Annotated in this window: 13 protein-coding genes and 4 tRNA genes; 15 read left to right on the top strand and 2 right to left on the bottom strand. The window is 38.6% G+C overall.

All coding sequences use genetic code 11. The annotated features are described in order from the left end of the window. Window positions 1–58: 58 nt before the first annotated feature. The 14 genes from dnaB (at window position 59) to rlmH (ending at window position 11,310) form a co-directional block, all read left to right on the top strand. Window positions 59–1,423: a replicative DNA helicase gene (dnaB, locus tag Q5794_RS26985; RefSeq protein WP_013085554.1), complete on the top strand. Its 1,365-nt coding sequence runs from the start codon at window positions 59–61 to the stop codon at window positions 1,421–1,423. 187 nt (window positions 1,424–1,610) lie between these two features. Beyond that, complete coding sequence (locus Q5794_RS26980) at window positions 1,611–2,897, top strand: adenylosuccinate synthase (RefSeq protein WP_013085553.1); 1,287 nt, start codon at window positions 1,611–1,613, stop codon at window positions 2,895–2,897. 168 nt (window positions 2,898–3,065) lie between these two features. After that, window positions 3,066–3,138 (top strand) — tRNA-Lys (locus Q5794_RS26975). 15 nt (window positions 3,139–3,153) lie between these two features. Next, window positions 3,154–3,225, top strand: a tRNA-Glu gene (locus Q5794_RS26970). A gap of 26 nt (window positions 3,226–3,251) precedes the next feature. Further along, a tRNA-Asp gene (locus tag Q5794_RS26965) sits at window positions 3,252–3,327 on the top strand. 4 nt (window positions 3,328–3,331) lie between these two features. Beyond that, window positions 3,332–3,404: transfer RNA gene (locus Q5794_RS26960), tRNA-Phe, on the top strand. Between the two features lie 262 nt (window positions 3,405–3,666). Next, on the top strand, window positions 3,667–4,374 hold the full coding sequence (yycF, locus tag Q5794_RS26955) for a response regulator YycF (protein ID WP_013085552.1): 708 nt from the start codon (window positions 3,667–3,669) through the stop codon (window positions 4,372–4,374). Between the two features lie 6 nt (window positions 4,375–4,380). After that, complete coding sequence (gene walK, locus Q5794_RS26950) at window positions 4,381–6,288, top strand: cell wall metabolism sensor histidine kinase WalK (protein ID WP_215054909.1); 1,908 nt, start codon at window positions 4,381–4,383, stop codon at window positions 6,286–6,288. Further along, complete coding sequence (locus Q5794_RS26945; RefSeq protein WP_374988577.1) at window positions 6,285–7,646, top strand: YycH family regulatory protein; 1,362 nt, start codon at window positions 6,285–6,287, stop codon at window positions 7,644–7,646. Before walK ends, Q5794_RS26945 begins: the two co-directional genes overlap by 4 nt. Beyond that, window positions 7,633–8,412, top strand: a complete 780-nt coding sequence (locus Q5794_RS26940) for a two-component system regulatory protein YycI (RefSeq protein ID WP_215054907.1) — start codon at window positions 7,633–7,635, stop codon at window positions 8,410–8,412. The genes Q5794_RS26945 and Q5794_RS26940 overlap by 14 nt, the downstream gene beginning before the upstream one ends. Before the next feature lie 18 nt (window positions 8,413–8,430). Beyond that, window positions 8,431–9,225, top strand: a complete 795-nt coding sequence (locus tag Q5794_RS26935) for an MBL fold metallo-hydrolase (RefSeq protein ID WP_014457688.1) — start codon at window positions 8,431–8,433, stop codon at window positions 9,223–9,225. A 57-nt stretch (window positions 9,226–9,282) separates the two neighbouring features. Further along, window positions 9,283–10,515 carry a S1C family serine protease gene (locus Q5794_RS26930; protein WP_226897590.1) on the top strand — a complete coding sequence of 411 codons (1,233 nt, stop codon included), beginning with the start codon at window positions 9,283–9,285 and terminating at the stop codon, window positions 10,513–10,515. 73 nt (window positions 10,516–10,588) lie between these two features. Then, window positions 10,589–10,747, top strand: a complete 159-nt coding sequence (locus Q5794_RS26925) for a CxxH/CxxC protein (protein ID WP_013059901.1) — start codon at window positions 10,589–10,591, stop codon at window positions 10,745–10,747. Between the two features lie 83 nt (window positions 10,748–10,830). After that, window positions 10,831–11,310 (top strand): 23S rRNA (pseudouridine(1915)-N(3))-methyltransferase RlmH, encoded by a 480-nt coding sequence (rlmH, locus tag Q5794_RS26920; RefSeq protein WP_013085547.1) that lies wholly within the window; start codon window positions 10,831–10,833, stop codon window positions 11,308–11,310. 169 nt (window positions 11,311–11,479) lie between these two features. Here rlmH and Q5794_RS26915 read toward each other — a convergent pair whose 3' ends face one another. After that, the gene (locus Q5794_RS26915; RefSeq protein ID WP_215054906.1) at window positions 11,480–12,478 is read right to left on the bottom strand and encodes a tRNA-dihydrouridine synthase; all 999 of its coding nucleotides are present in this window, start codon (window positions 12,476–12,478) and stop codon (window positions 11,480–11,482) included. A gap of 410 nt (window positions 12,479–12,888) precedes the next feature. Further along, entirely contained in the window at window positions 12,889–14,787 is a 1,899-nt protein-coding gene (locus tag Q5794_RS26910; RefSeq protein ID WP_215054905.1) for a PhoX family phosphatase, read from the bottom strand. Between the two features lie 381 nt (window positions 14,788–15,168). Here Q5794_RS26910 and Q5794_RS26905 point away from each other — a divergent pair, with 381 nt between their 5' ends. Beyond that, window positions 15,169–16,011 carry a PepSY domain-containing protein gene (locus tag Q5794_RS26905; RefSeq protein WP_215054904.1) on the top strand — a complete coding sequence of 281 codons (843 nt, stop codon included), beginning with the start codon at window positions 15,169–15,171 and terminating at the stop codon, window positions 16,009–16,011. The last annotated feature ends 31 nt before the right edge of the window (window positions 16,012–16,042 follow it).

Raw genomic sequence — 16,042 nt, 5'->3', positions numbered from 1 at the left:
CGCGCCAACATTTATGATGAAAGAAAATACTGAAAGAATATAAGAGGGGCATAGAAATATGAGTGATCTTTTTGCTGATCGTCTTCCGCCTCAGAATATTGAAGCAGAGCAAGCGCTATTAGGGGCCATTTTCTTAGAGCCTTCTTCTTTAACCTTAGCATCTGAACTGCTAATACCTGAAGACTTTTACCGGGCATCGCACCAGAAAATCTTTACATGTATGCTGAAACTTTCTGACCAAGGTGAACCGGTTGATTTGGTAACGGTAACGTCTGAATTAGCTGACCAAAAAATCCTAGAAGAAGTTGGCGGCGTATCGTATTTAAGTGATTTAGCTAACTCTGTTCCAACGGCTGCAAACGTAGAGTATTACGGTAAAATCGTAGAAGAAAAGTCGATTTTACGCCGTTTAATTCGTACTGCAACGCATATTGCTTCAGAAGGATATGCAAGGGAAGACGAAGTAGAAGTTTTATTAAATGAAGCGGAAAAAAACATTTTAGAAGTAGCACAGCGTAAAAACAGCGGTGTGTTTCAAAATATCAAAGATGTACTTGTACAAACGTATGATGATATCGAAGTTCTTCACAATCGAAAAGGTGACATTACAGGTATCCCAACCGGATTTAGTGATTTAGATAGAATGACAGCAGGGTTCCAGCGAAATGATTTAATCATTGTAGCGGCTCGACCATCTGTAGGTAAAACGGCTTTTGCTTTAAATATTGCGCAAAACGTTGCAACGAAAACGGATGAGAACGTAGCTATCTTCAGTTTAGAGATGGGTGCTCAGCAGCTTGTTATGAGGATGCTGTGTGCGGAAGGAAATATTGATGCACAAAGGCTGCGTACAGGTTCGCTTACAGCTGATGACTGGGGAAAGCTCACTATGGCAATGGGATCTTTGTCCAATGCAGGGATTTATATTGATGATACACCGGGTATCCGTGTAGGTGAAATTCGTTCTAAGTGTCGTCGCTTGAAACAAGAAGGCGGGCTTGGGATGATTTTAATTGACTACTTACAGCTCATTCAAGGAAATGGAAGAAGCGGAGAAAACCGACAGCAGGAAGTATCTGAAATTTCTCGTGCGTTAAAAGCTTTAGCTCGTGAATTAGAAGTTCCTGTTATCGCCTTATCACAGCTTTCCCGTGGAGTAGAGCAAAGACAAGATAAGCGACCAATGATGTCTGATATCCGTGAATCCGGAAGTATTGAGCAGGATGCCGATATCGTAGCTTTCTTATATCGTGAAGACTATTATGAAAAAGATACAGAAAATCAAAATATTATCGAGATTATTATAGCCAAGCAGCGTAACGGTCCAGTTGGAACCGTACAGCTTGCCTTTGTAAAAGAGTACAATAAATTCGTTAATCTCGAGCGGCGCTTTGATGACGCAGGAGTGCCGTCTGGTGCATAAAACCTCTCAATATGAGAGGTTTTATTTTATTGTTATCGCATTCGTTCCGCAAAATACGATATATTTGTAATAACTTTTGTTAAATCGTTCGGATTTAATTGACTTTAGCGTGATAAATTGATACACTTATCCATGGTTAAATTATGTCGTAGTGAGCTGTTGCTTACTAAGCGGAGGTGCTTAAGATATGTCTTCAGTCGTTGTAGTAGGAACACAATGGGGAGATGAAGGAAAAGGGAAGATTACAGACTTCCTATCAGAAAATGCAGAAGTGATTGCACGTTACCAAGGTGGGAACAATGCAGGTCACACAATTAAGTTTAATGGTGAAACTTATAAGTTACATTTAATTCCTTCAGGTATTTTTTATAATGACAAAACGTGTGTAATTGGAAACGGTATGGTTGTCGATCCAAAAGCGCTTGTTCAAGAATTAAAATACTTACATGATCGCGGTGTAACAACAGAAAACTTACGTATTAGTAACCGAGCTCATGTGATTCTTCCATATCATTTAAAATTAGATGAAGTTGAAGAAGAACGTAAAGGTGAAAATAAGATTGGTACAACGAAAAAAGGTATTGGACCAGCTTATATGGATAAAGCAGCACGTGTTGGTATTCGAATTGCCGATTTACTAGACCGTGAAGTATTTGAAGCAAAATTAACACAAAACTTAGCTGAGAAGAATCGCCTTCTTGAAAAAATGTATGAAGTAGAAGGCTTTACATTAGAAGAAATTTTAGATGAATACTATGAGTATGGTCAACAAGTTGCAAAATATGTTGTTGATACATCAGTAGTATTAAATGATGCGTTAGACGAAGGACGTCGTGTACTATTTGAAGGCGCACAAGGTGTTATGTTAGATATCGATCAAGGAACATATCCATTTGTTACATCTTCAAACCCAGTAGCGGGTGGAGTAACAATTGGTTCTGGTGTAGGTCCATCTAAAATCAAACACGTTGTAGGTGTATCAAAAGCGTATACAACTCGTGTTGGTGACGGTCCTTTCCCAACTGAATTAACAAACGAAATCGGTGATCAAATCCGTGAAGTAGGACGTGAATATGGTACAACAACTGGTCGTCCTCGCCGTGTAGGTTGGTTCGACAGTGTAGTTGTACGTCATGCTCGTCGCGTTAGCGGAATCACAGATTTATCTTTAAACTCAATTGATGTATTAACGGGAATTGAGACATTAAAGATTTGTGTAGCTTACCGTTATAAAGGGGAAGTTATGGAAGAATTCCCTGCTAGCTTAAAAACACTTGCAGAATGCGAACCTGTATATGAAGAGCTTCCAGGTTGGACAGAAGATATTACGGGTGTGAAAACATTAGATGAGTTACCTGATAACGCTCGCCACTACTTAGAGCGCGTGTCTCAATTAACAGGTATTCCTTTATCTATTTTCTCTGTAGGTCCAGATCGTACACAAACAAATGTATTACGTGGTGTATATAGCTAAATAAAAAAGGTTAGCTCCTCGTGAGCTAACCTTTTTTATTTATAATTGGTGCTTTGTTAACAAGATTTTTTAAAAAAGCTCAATAATAAAAAGAAAGTTTTAAAAAAACTATTGCATTCATATGAAATATCATGTTATTATAATAAGCGTCGCTAAGAGATATAACATGAGCCATTAGCTCAGTTGGTAGAGCATCTGACTTTTAATCAGAGGGTCGAAGGTTCGAGTCCTTCATGGCTCACTTTTGTTACAACGTGGCCCGTTGGTCAAGCGGTTAAGACACCGCCCTTTCACGGCGGTAACACGGGTTCGAATCCCGTACGGGTCATTTTTAATACATAGCATATAGACTGAGGTCCCGTGGTGTAGCGGTTAACATGCCTGCCTGTCACGCAGGAGATCGCGGGTTCGATTCCCGTCGGGACCGCCATTTTGGCTCGGTAGCTCAGTTGGTAGAGCAAAGGACTGAAAATCCTTGTGTCGGCGGTTCGATTCCGTCCCGAGCCATCAAAAAGCATGACTTTATTTAAAGTCATGCTTTTTTCTTTTATTTACATTTAAAAGAAAACGTTATTTGCTTTGTATCTCTTTTGTGGTAATATATTACTTTTGTATTTAGAGATGGTTGAAAATCATATATCTTCATGTATAGTAGAGGATGAACTTGTGACGTTTCAAGGGTTATCAAGTATAATAAAACTACGGTATTCAAACAGTATGAATACTATCTTTTATATTTTGCTTCAACTAATAAAGGAGAACGATGATCATGGATAAACGTATTTTAGTCGTAGATGACGAAAAGCCGATTGCAGATATTTTAAAGTTTAATTTGCAAAAAGAAGGTTACGAAGTATTTTGTGCTTATGATGGCGTAGAAGCACTTGAAAAAGTGGAAGAAGTACAGCCTGAAATGATTTTATTAGATATTATGCTTCCTCAGAAAGATGGAATGGAAGTTTGCCGAGAAGTGCGCAAAAAATATGATATGCCAATTATCATGTTAACAGCAAAAGACTCTGAAATTGACAAAGTTTTAGGTCTAGAATTAGGTGCAGATGATTATGTAACTAAGCCGTTCAGTACGCGTGAATTATTAGCACGTGTAAAAGCTAATTTACGTAGACATCAGCAGGTAGCTGTTCCAACGGAAGAAAGCGAAACGAATGAAATTACAATTGGAGCACTTGTTATTCACCCAGATGCTTATATCGTGTCTAAGCGCGGAGAAACGATTGAACTGACTCATCGTGAATTTGAGCTACTGCATTATTTAGCGAAGCACATTGGACAAGTCATGACGCGTGAACACTTGCTTCAAACTGTATGGGGTTATGACTACTTTGGTGATGTGCGTACGGTAGATGTAACAGTTCGAAGATTACGTGAAAAAATTGAAGATAATCCAAGCCATCCAATGTGGATTGTAACAAGACGTGGAGTAGGCTATTATTTACGCAGCCCAGAGCAGGAGTAATTTTAGATGAAGAAAGTAAGGCTCCTGCAATCTATTCATTTAAAGTTTGTATTGATTTATGTGCTGCTCATTTTAATTGCGATGCAAATTATTGGGGTCTATTTTGCACGACAATTGGAAAAAGAATTAGTTAACAACTTTCGAACGTCTCTTCAAGAGCGGACAGACTTGCTGACGTATAACATTGGACAAGAAATAGTGAAAAATCGTGATGATGATTCACCTACTCTTGAGGAAGACTTAAAGACTATTTTACGAGATTTTGCTTCAAGACCCAATTTAGCTTCAAATGATATGAATGACATCTCTGAAGTAAGAGTCATTGACCAAAATAGAAGAATCATTGCTACATCGAACTCAAACCCTCAACAGATCATAGGTAAAAAGACTAATGATTTAGCGATTACAAATGCGTTGTTAGCAGGAACGAACTCTGATAATGTATTTGTTGACCAAAGCGGACACCGAATCAGAGTTATGATACAGCCTATTCGTTTACAGGATAAAGTAGGTACCAGTCAATCAAATTCAACTAATAAAAATGGAAAAGTTCAGTCTAGCGAAGAAATCTTAGGTGCTATTTACTTAACAGCTTCCATGGAGCCTGTTTACGATCAAATGAGTAATATCAATCAGATCTTTAAGGCAGGTACGGTGATTGCTCTTTTTATTACAGCTATTTTAGGCGTATTTTTAGCTCAGACGATTACTCGTCCAATGTCTGAAATGAGAAAACAAGCACTTGAGATGGCTAAAGGGAATTTTACGAGAAAAGCTAAGGTATACGGATATGATGAAATTGGTCAGCTAGCTCTCACATTCAACAACTTAACAAGAAAGCTTCAAGAAGCACAGGCAACTACAGAAGGGGAGCGCCGTAAGCTTAGTTCGGTATTAGCTCATATGACGGACGGCGTTATTGCCACGGATCGAAAGGGAAGAGTAATTTTAATTAATGATCCAGCTGCAGCTATGCTAAATGTTTCACGTGAAACGGTTTTGTCTGATCCAGTTGTTTCCCTATTAGATCTTGAAGAAACGCATACGTTTGAAAGCTTGCTCGCTAATCAAGAGTCATTAATTTTGGACTTTAGTACAAAATCGGATCCCTTTATTTTAAGAGCTACCATTTCCGCTATTCAAAAAGAGACCGGTTTTATTAACGGGATTATCATTGTCTTGCATGATATTACAGAGCAGGAGAAAATTGATCAAGATCGCCGAGAATTTGTAGCGAATGTTTCACATGAATTGCGTACGCCGTTAACAACGATGCGCAGTTATTTAGATGCGCTTGCAGAAGGAGCATGGCAAGATAAGGACTTAGCTCCAACATTTTTAAATGTAACGCAAACGGAAACAGAACGAATGATTCGTCTCGTTAACGACTTGCTTCAATTATCTAAGCTAGATAGCCAAGACTACCGATTTAGTCGTGACCCAATCAATTTTGTGAAGTTCTATCATTACATCATTGATCGCTTTGAAATGACAATTGAACAAGGTATTTCGTTCGTGCGCGACTTGCCAAATGAAGCAATCTATGTCGCTATCGATCAAGATAAAATTACACAAGTATTAGATAACATTATTTCCAATGCAATAAAATATTCACCTGAAGGCGGAACCATTACATTTTCAATTGCTCAGCATACGCATGAAATTGTTGTGAGCATTAAAGACCAAGGTATGGGAATTCCAAAATCAAATTTAGCTAAAATTTTCGAACGCTTCTATCGTGTAGATAAAGCACGAACGCGTAAATTAGGCGGAACAGGATTAGGGCTTGCTATTGCCAAGGAAATTATTGAAGCACATGATGGACGCATTTGGGCAGATAGTCAGGAAGGAAAAGGAACAACGATTTACTTTACTCTTCCGATTGAAAGTGAGAATGATGACGAATGGGAATGAGATATGAACATATCAAAACGGCCATCTTAGTTGTTCTCGTCGCTTCCAGTTTAATTATGACGTATCATATATGGACGTATCAGCCTTCTTATAAGGTCATTTCAAAAAATCAACATTTGCAGGAAGTTGAAGTGAGTTCAAAAAGTAAGATAGAAGATCATATTCTTCCAACAGAAGTTCTCTATCATCGAAACGATAATCACTACATGTCTCACGACGAAGATGATGTAAACAAATGGGTAAATGAAATGAAAAAGTGGAAATTTTCGAATGTGACGGACGTTTCGGATGCTATTTCTCCTGATGGATTTTTAAATTATGTCCATGGAAGTAATTCTATTGAAGTGCTGTATCCAGACGCGCTACCGTTAAAAACATTTCAACAGCTTTTTTCATTTTCTCAAACGTCTTTGCCTAATCAAACATTTGACCGTGTACTCATTAAAATTAAGCGTACACCTTCCTTTTTCGTGAGCGTGTATCTTGTGAATTATGAGCAAAAAAAGATTTATTCGGTTACAGTCAAGAATTTGGCCAAAGATGATATCAAAGAATTAGAAGACAAAATGAAACGTACGTATGCCCTGAGCTTTGTATATAAAGAAAACAAAAATCGGTATATCTTCCTTCCGGAAAACAATATCACGATGAATAGTGAAGTCTACTATACGAGCATGAGGCATTTAGACATTGAGAAATATAAGGAAGCGCTTTTTAACAACCCAGACTATGCACGGAAAGAAACGTCTACAAACCGAGATGTCTACACCGAAGGTACAAAAGTGATTAATGTTAATACGAAGACAGATGTGATGGAATATGTGAATCTTGTAAATTCCACGACCGAAGTAATGGAAGATTATAATTTAATAAATCGCAGCTTTAGCTTCGTTAATGACCACGGCGGCTGGACGGAATCTAATTACAGGTTCAACAGCTGGAATCGTATTACAAAAGAAATTAGCTATCGTTATTATAAAGATAACTATCCCGTGTACAGCAATCAGGGAATGACTGAAATATATCAGAGATGGGGAAATGCGGAGATTTTAAATTACCGTCGTCCTCTTTATCGTTTTGTAAGAGTACAGGATTCGAGTGTAGAAAAGCTGCAGTCATCTCAAAAGGTGATTCAATTAATTGAAAAACACCAAAACTTTGACCCGAATCTGTTAAAAGATATTTCAATAGGCTATCAGTTAGAAGAAGTCTCACAGCAGCCGAAAACTGGTGAAAAGACGGTTGAGTTTAATTCTAATTCTGTCAAACTCGTTCCTTCTTGGTTCTATTATTATAATAGCAAGTGGTATCGAATTGCACCGCCGACCGAAGGAGGCGATAACGATGGATTGGAATAGAACAAAAACCATCTTTATTTTCACTTTCTTGATTCTTAATATTTATTTAGGCTATCAGATTTTTAAAACCCATCAAGAAGATCAGTACTCTCTATTTGTAGAGTCGAGCGTTGAAGAACAATTAACGAGTGAAGGCATTGAATATAAACATTTACCTACAGATGTGAAGGAAGCTTCATCGTTAAATGCTAAAAGCAAACTGTTTAAAGATGAAGATTTAAAAAAGCTTAAAGAACAAAAAGCAGCGCTGCTTGAGGAAAAAACAATTCGAAGCGTATTAGACAAACCATTTTCAGTGACTGAAAAAAATACAAAAGCAAAGCTAAGTCAATTTCTAAAACGATATGTGCTCTCGGGTGAAGATTATGAGCTATGGAATGTTAATAAAGAGAAAAAAACAGTTACATTCTTTCAACAATATAAGAAGCATAAAATCTATGACAATGAAAATGGCATGATTATTGCTCATTTAAATGATAAAGGTGAAATTGTTTCATATGAACAAACGATGCTAGGTTCTGTGAAAACGCTGGATGATGAGCAGGATGTTTTGTCTCCTTTAAAAGCATTAGAAAATTTGTTTTTGAAGGATGAATTGAAAAAGAAAGATAAAGTGACAAACGTAGAGTTTGGATACTATACGTTTGATCTGCCGTTATTAAATTCTCAAGTTTTAGCACCAACTTGGCACATTGTTGTAAATGGAGATACGAGTTATTTTGTAAATGCCTTTGAAGGGCAGATTATTAAAAAAGGAAATAAATAAGTATTTGGAGTGAGATAAATGAGCCTGCATTTCAGCGTGCTAGCGAGTGGGAGCACAGGAAATGCGATTTTAGTAAGTGATGGAGAACATTCCTTACTAGTTGATGCAGGGCTGAGCGGAAAACAAATGGAAGCTCTATTTCAACAAGTAAATCGCAATATCCCGGATTTATCAGGAATTTTAGTGACTCATGAACATAGTGACCATATTAAAGGACTAGGTGTTCTGGCACGTAAATATAAGCTCCCTATTTTCGCAAATGAAAAAACGTGGAACGCAATGGATGGCTTGATCGGCAACATTGATACGGAACAGAAGTTTCACTTTGAAATTGGCCAAACGAAATCGTTTGGTCAATTGGAAGTGGAGTCTTTTGGCGTTTCGCATGATGCTGCAGAGCCTATGTTTTATGTCTTTCATCAAGGATCTAAAAAATTAACCCTTATTACGGATACCGGCTATGTAAGTGACCGCATGAAAGGTACGATTAAAAATAGCGATATGTACGTATTTGAAAGCAATCATGATGTTGAAATGCTGAGAATGGGGCGCTACCCTTGGAGCATTAAAAGACGAATTCTAAGCGACGTGGGACATGTATCAAATGAAGACGCGGCTCTTGCAATGGCAGATGTGATTGGAGATCAAACCAAACGCATTTACTTAGCGCATTTGAGTCAAGACAATAACATGAAGGAAATTGCCCGCATGTCTGTTGCGCAAGTGTTACAACAAAAAGATATCAATGTAGAGGACAATATTCTCCTATGTGATACAGATCCAAAAAGACCAACTGATATTGTTTATGTATAGTCTCTAGAAAGGAAGCGAAAAATAACTTCATTTAGTACGTGAATGCAGACATTCACGATGATAAATGAAGGGTTCGGTGATAGTGTGGAACATTATGATGAAGGCCAAGAGCCAAATAGTCGGCCGCCTAAACGCCGCAGAGGATATTTCGCTTCTGCTCTGATTGGAGCAATTATAGGTGCACTTATTGTACTGCTTCTTATGCCAGCCTTGGTGAGGAACGGGATTTTGCCAGATGGATGGATGACGGATGAAAATAGAGATGAACAAACAGGATCTACCATTCAAAAGTCAGTATCTCTTGACGTCACTACGGCCGTCACAAAAGCTGTTTCTGAAACCAATGCAGCAGTTGTAGGAGTTGTAAACATTCAGAACTCTGAAAGCTTTTGGAATGATGAACGAACTGATGCCGGGACGGGCTCAGGTGTTATTTACAAAAAGCAAGGCAACAAAGCTTATATTGTGACAAACTATCATGTCATTAAAGGCGCTAACGAAATTGAAGTGAGCTTCAGTAACGGTACAAGGGTATCGGCTAAAATTCTTGGCAGCGATGATTTAATGGACTTAGCAGTTCTTGAAATTGACGCAGGCCACGTGACAAAAGTGGCTACCTTCGGAAATTCTGATAAGCTTAAAGCTGGTGAACCAGTGATTGCTATCGGAAACCCGCTAGGCCTTCAATTTTCTGGCTCCGTTACACAAGGAGTTGTCTCAGGGGTTAACCGTGTCATTCCTCAAGATTTGAATGGCGATGGAAATCCTGATTGGCAATCAGAAGTTATTCAAACAGATGCCGCCATTAACCCTGGTAATAGTGGGGGTGCTCTTGTTAATATTGATGGTGAATTAATCGGTATTAATTCCATGAAAATTGCCCAAGAAGCAGTAGAAGGCATTGGTCTTGCGATTCCAATCAACATGGCTAGACCCATTATTAATGACTTAGAACGATATGGTGAAGTCAGACGTCCGTATCTTGGAGTTAGTACACTATCATTAAGTGAGGTATCAGGGTATCATTTAAAAGAAACCCTTAAGTTACCGCATGATGTAGTAAACGGAGTCGCTGTTCTAAAAGTCGAGCCAGGTTCGCCAGCCGCTAAAGCCGGATTAAAGGAATATGATGTGATTGTTGAGTTAGATCACAGCAAAGTAAGGGACATTGCGACACTTCGCAAACACCTCTACATTGAAAAAGAAATTGGCGATAAAATGAACGTAACGTTCTATCGCGATGGCAAAAAGAAATCCACAGAAGTAAAATTAACGCGTCAAATGAAGTAAAAGAAAAGTTATCCACAGGGGATAAACTCCTGTGGTTTTTTAATGAAAAGAATAGAGAAAGGAAGATAAATACATGAAGATATATTGCTGTTTAGAACATACAGAACTAGCGCTAGATGTAATGGTAGATGAGATTGAGCTAGCACCAGTTTTTGAAAAAATAGAAAATTCCACTGACAAAAAAAGCTGTGAATATTGTGACAATGAAGCTGTATATGTAGTAGGGAACTAATATTCTTATACAAAATGTGGATATAACATGTGGATATGTGGATAATATCTGTGGATAAGAGATAAAGGAGAGGAGAAGAGCCTGTGAATATCTCTATTATAACCATTGGGAAGCTAAAAGAAAAATACTTAAAACAAGGTATTCAAGAATATTTAAAGCGTTTATCAAGCTATGCAAAAGTAGAAATTATTGAGCTTGCAGATGAAAAAGCGCCAGAAAACTTAAGTGAATCTGAAATGGAACAGGTAAAACAAAAAGAAGGAGAGCGCATCTTAGCGAAAATCTCAGACGATACTCACGTTATCGCATTAGCTATTAACGGAAAACAAAAATCTTCCGAGGAACTCGCAAAAGAAATTGATTCATTAGCTACCTACGGAAAAAGCAAAATAGCGTTTGTCATTGGTGGGTCGCTTGGTTTAAGCAGCGAAGTAATGAAACGCTCAAACGCAGCTCTTTCTTTTTCAAAGATGACGTTTCCTCATCAGCTTATGCGCCTAGTATTAGTAGAACAGATTTACCGAGCTTTTCGTATTATTCGAAATGAACCTTATCATAAATAGAAGGTGTGGATATTTTTTCATTAAAAGCTGAGGCAGAAGGAAATGTAAAACCTTCTGCCTCAGCTTTTATCATATGTGGATAAATAGCACACGTCTATAAAAAAGAACAAGAGGTTCTTCTCTCCGATAAAATGTTAGAACAATTGAGTTTAAGCAAACGAGATCTTATTTAAGAAACAGAAAAACCTTCGTCTTCTTTCACTCCAGTTCTATCTTTAAACTCATCAAGCAACGCACGCACTTCGTCAGTCGTTTCCGTGCTCATGAGTAGATTTCTTAATTCACTTGCACCGCGGAATCCGCGAACGTAAATTTTGAAAAAGCGTCGAAGCGGTTTGAAAGGGCGCGGCTCTAATTCTTCAGAATACTTATCATGAAGATCTAGCTGCAGGCGAAGAAGTTCTAATAGCTCTTCGCTTGTGTGCTCTTTCTTTTCTTTTTCAAACGCAAACGGATTATGGAAAATTCCGCGTCCAATCATGATTCCATCAATGCCGTACTTTTCAGCAAGTTCAAGACCTTTCTGGCGGTCAGGAATATCACCGTTAATTGTTAGTAGCGTATGAGGCGCAATTTCGTCACGAAGCTTCTTGATCTCCGGAATTAACTCCCAGTGCGCGTCAACATCGCTCATTTCTTTTTTCGTACGAAGGTGAATAGAAAGGTTCACGATATCCTGTTCTAAAATGTGCTTCAGCCAATCGTACCACTCGTCAACTTGCGTATAGCCAAGACGAGTCTTTACGCTTACTGGAAGCCCTCCAGCTTTGGCTGCCTGGATAATCTCAGCCGCAGTATCTGGACGGCGAATCAGACCAGAACCTTTTCCGTTTCCTGCAACGTTCTGTACAGGACAGCCCATATTAATATCAATGCCGCGAAAGCCCATTTCGGTCATGCCGATACTCATTTGACGGAAGTATTCAGGCTTGTCTCCCCAAATGTGCGCAACGATTGGCTGTTCATCATCTGTAAACGTCAAACGTCCTTTTACGCTATCTTTTCCTTTCGGATGGCAGTAGCTTTCCGTATTCGTAAACTCTGTAAAAAATACGTCAGGTCGTGCTGCTTCGGTCACAACATGGCGAAAAACGACATCCGTCACAGCTTCCATCGGTGCCAAAATAAAAAACGGACGCGGCAACTCGTGCCAAAAATTATCTTTCATCTTATATCTAAACCCTTTCTTTTAGGGGAAACGTATTCCCAAAATTAAAAAGTGTAATTTCTTTTATCAGGTTGAATGCTAGTATAAACTTCAACCAATATATACTTTAATGGTATGGGAGGAAAAGTGCAAGGGAACGAGTGGTTTTGTTTTGCTGGAAATACTTATTGAAACAACTTTTATATCTAGTAGTAGTGGGTTGTAAGCAATTAAAAGCGAGCCTGAAGGCATGTACCGGATACCTGCGAATAAATATCCTAAAGCATTTGGTTTTTGTTTAGGCACTTTCTCCAAGGATATTATAAAGTATTCACCATAATTATGATTACGATAAACGATTTTATAAATAACTTCCACTATATAAAAAAACCACGTCTGTCACTGTACAACAGACGTGGCTTCATTACGTATTAATGCTTTTTGTAAGGAGCGCCGTCCTTAGAAGGCAGCCCAGAAATGTATCCTACACCACCAGTTTCTTGAATGCCAATGCTTTCTTTCATCGCTTTAGTCAGCTCTTCTTTATCAACAGCGGTAATATTTCTGTCGCTGATGTCCTCGCCCGGGTGCTGATAGCTGCTTAGTACATAGCGAGAGTTTTTAATGTTTTCTACTGCACGAAGTCCTGTTGCTTCTGCTCCCACTGGAACTGAAAGGATGCGCGATAATTTTTTTGTTTTTACATTATAAGCCCATACGAAGTTGTTTGTGTGCAGTGAGCTATCTTCTCCGATAAAGAGTGTATTTAAGTCATTTGAATACGTAAGGTTATCAGGGTTGGCAATTTTATTTGGGTCCGCTGTATTGCCGTATGCATCTGCTTTTTCTAGGTCTTGTCCAATCAGTAGCCCTTCCATGCTTGCAGGAACGTAGCGACTGTTAATCTTGCCTTTTGCTTGGTCTTTTTGATGCGATCCTAAGTTCAGCTGGTAGGTCACACCAGACTCTAATTTTGGAAGCTGAATATCATCTTGGACAGCACCAGATTCTTTTAGCATGGCACTATTTTGGTAAGAAATAGCCATATACGCTTTTTTATCTTTTTTGTTAACCGTTAGTCCTTCCATCTTGTTGAATTCAGATGTTGCACCTAAAATTGCACCGTATCGGCGTGATTCTAAAAAGGCAGCTGCTTTTTCCATGCCAGGCTTTACTTTTAGGTATTCAACTTTTTTACTTGCAGCGGTTTTTACAGCTTTAAATCCTTTTGTAGGCTGGTCAGCTGTTTCAAAAATATCACTAAATTTTGTGCCTTTGTCGATTATTGTTTTCATTTCATTGTCTGTTGCATGGCCAAGTTTAATCCACTGAAGGTCGCCTTTACCTCCATTTTCTGTGCTCGTTTGTTTAAACTTTGCCGCATAAAGAGTTCCTGCTGAGAAGTCTTTCTCCTTATCTGCTACATACATAAACATCATGGTATTAGATCCATCGTCTCCAAAAAGAGCGGTTTTATTATCTGGAAGTACCTGCATCATTTCGTGTGAAAAACGACCTGTGCTGTAATGTTTTACGACGGACGCATTGCCGCTTTCATCCAATGAAATTTCTGGAATCCAGCCGTAGTAGTAAGGATTTGCTTTTGACGTGTCACCGAAATAAAGCTTAGCGAAGTTCGTGACGTCTTTATAAGAGCTAGATGAAGGGTCTTCAAAAGCACGTGCATCAGGCTCGTATTCTTCTGAACCAAGGTGAGTACCCCAATCTGTTGTAGAGCCATTACACGGCGTCCATAAACCATTTACATTGGAAAAATCAATTTTTTTAGCATGATTGACGGTTAGTTTTCCTGTTTTATCATCTCGGTCAACTTGTGTAAGCGTCATTGAAGCAGGAAGACCGGAGATCTCTTTTCCAGCATTATTAACGGATTCATATTCATAATGTGAAATAATATAAGACTTACCGTTGATGGTGATAAAGCTGTTTGAATCCGGTGCGTCTGATACGTACGGTGATGGCTTATCAGGAACGCTTCGGTCAATAATTGGATCCCCGTTTGCATCGATTGGTGTACCTGCGGCGATTAATTCCCCTTTATTATCGACAATTTTATCTTTTGAAAGAAAGAGCTGGTTATAGTTAAGCGGCGTTTCTTTAACGCTTCCATCTTTATACGTTACTTTTACAGATGCCTCTGTATACGTTTTAATCATATTTTCAATCGTAGTAGGTGCTTTCATTGGCTGAAACTCGACGCTTTTGATTTGTTTTGGATGTTGGACTGGGTGATGCTCTGCTGCAAAAGCAGAAGCGGCGCTAGAAGCTAAGAGAGTGAGAGATAGTCCAAGAGATACTCGTTTTTTCATGGTTGATAACCTCCAAATTGTATTCATACACTTATTAAATCATTTGATTGTTGAGGAAATATAAAGAGAAGCGCTGGATTTGTTGAGCTGTTGTTAAGAACGTTGAACATTTATATGACAAGTTTAACTAGAGGTTATTCAGCTATCTTTCAGAATTTGTTCAGATAGCATTCAGCTGGGCTTCACAGTGAATTCATATTCCGCTCTTACAATAAACACATAGCTAAAGGCGACAGGAAGCGCTTTGGCTCGTACAGCAAAAGTGAAAGGTATTTTAGCAGAAAAAAACGTTACTCCAATAGCGCTATTTTGACAAATGACCGCTGCTAAAAACTTTAGCTTGTGCTGTAAATACATTGGAAATTACGCGGAGGTATAATCATGATTGGAAAAGTATTAGCAGGAAGAGCAGTAGTAGCAAAAGCCGTGGGAGGTGCCACAATTGGAACAGCTATCGCTCTTGGTTCAATGACAAGCGCATTTGCTTCAGACGGCCAGCACATTACTTCAACAAAAGCGTCGGCTCATACCGAAGCGGCAACATATACGCAAGCTCAAGCAAAAGCAATTGCCTTAAAGAACTGCGGAGGAACGGTTCAATCAGTTTCTTTTGAAAATAACGCCTATACGTTTTTAATTCACGGACAAGATAATCAAGATCATCATGTGAAAGTAAATGCACACAGCGGAAAAGTGGTAAAGGTTGAAAAACTATCTTTTTCTCGAAGTGAGGCACAAGCAGTAGCGTTGAAAAATTGTGGAGGAACGGTTAAGTCGGTAGGCTTCAACGATGGAGTATATACGTTCTTAATTCACGGAAAAGATAGCCGTGATCACCACGTGAAAGTGAATGCACAAAGTGGAAAAGTGATTCAAATTCAAAGCGCTGTATTTACAAAAGCACAGATTCAAACGATTGCACTAAAAAATTGCAGCGGAATGATTCAATCAAGTTCATATGCAAATGATGTATACACATTTTTGATCCACGGAAAAGACAACAAGGATCACCATGTGAAAGTAAACGCTGAAACTGGAAAAGTAATCAAAGTCGAAGCGGTAAAGTTTACACAAGAACAAGCTAAACAAGCTGCTCTTCAACAGCACAAAGGAACGGTTCAATCTGTTTCGTTCAGTGAACAAGCATACACGTTTGTGATCAAAGGAACAGACAATGTAAAACATACTGTAAAAATAAGCCCTCAAACAGGAAAAGTGTGCTGATTTGATAAAAAAAGACGATTGCTTTACAGCA

It is taken from the genome of Priestia megaterium (genome assembly GCF_041941685.1).
In the GTDB taxonomy this organism is placed as follows: Bacteria; Bacillota; Bacilli; order Bacillales; family Bacillaceae_H; genus Priestia; species Priestia megaterium_C.
This window is presented reverse-complemented; position numbering and strand designations above follow the sequence as displayed.

Coding starts and splice junctions, on each gene's coding strand:
- dnaB (WP_013085554.1), top strand. CDS start 59: ATGAGTGATCTTTTTGCTGATCGTCTTCCGCCTCAGAATATTGAAGCA.
- Q5794_RS26980 (WP_013085553.1), top strand. CDS start 1,611: ATGTCTTCAGTCGTTGTAGTAGGAACACAATGGGGAGATGAAGGAAAA.
- yycF (WP_013085552.1), top strand. CDS start 3,667: ATGGATAAACGTATTTTAGTCGTAGATGACGAAAAGCCGATTGCAGAT.
- walK (WP_215054909.1), top strand. CDS start 4,381: ATGAAGAAAGTAAGGCTCCTGCAATCTATTCATTTAAAGTTTGTATTG.
- Q5794_RS26945 (WP_374988577.1), top strand. CDS start 6,285: ATGAGATATGAACATATCAAAACGGCCATCTTAGTTGTTCTCGTCGCT.
- Q5794_RS26940 (WP_215054907.1), top strand. CDS start 7,633: ATGGATTGGAATAGAACAAAAACCATCTTTATTTTCACTTTCTTGATT.
- Q5794_RS26935 (WP_014457688.1), top strand. CDS start 8,431: ATGAGCCTGCATTTCAGCGTGCTAGCGAGTGGGAGCACAGGAAATGCG.
- Q5794_RS26930 (WP_226897590.1), top strand. CDS start 9,283: ATGATAAATGAAGGGTTCGGTGATAGTGTGGAACATTATGATGAAGGC.
- Q5794_RS26925 (WP_013059901.1), top strand. CDS start 10,589: ATGAAGATATATTGCTGTTTAGAACATACAGAACTAGCGCTAGATGTA.
- Q5794_RS26915 (WP_215054906.1), bottom strand. CDS start 12,478: ATGAAAGATAATTTTTGGCACGAGTTGCCGCGTCCGTTTTTTATTTTG.
- Q5794_RS26910 (WP_215054905.1), bottom strand. CDS start 14,787: ATGAAAAAACGAGTATCTCTTGGACTATCTCTCACTCTCTTAGCTTCT.
- Q5794_RS26905 (WP_215054904.1), top strand. CDS start 15,169: ATGATTGGAAAAGTATTAGCAGGAAGAGCAGTAGTAGCAAAAGCCGTG.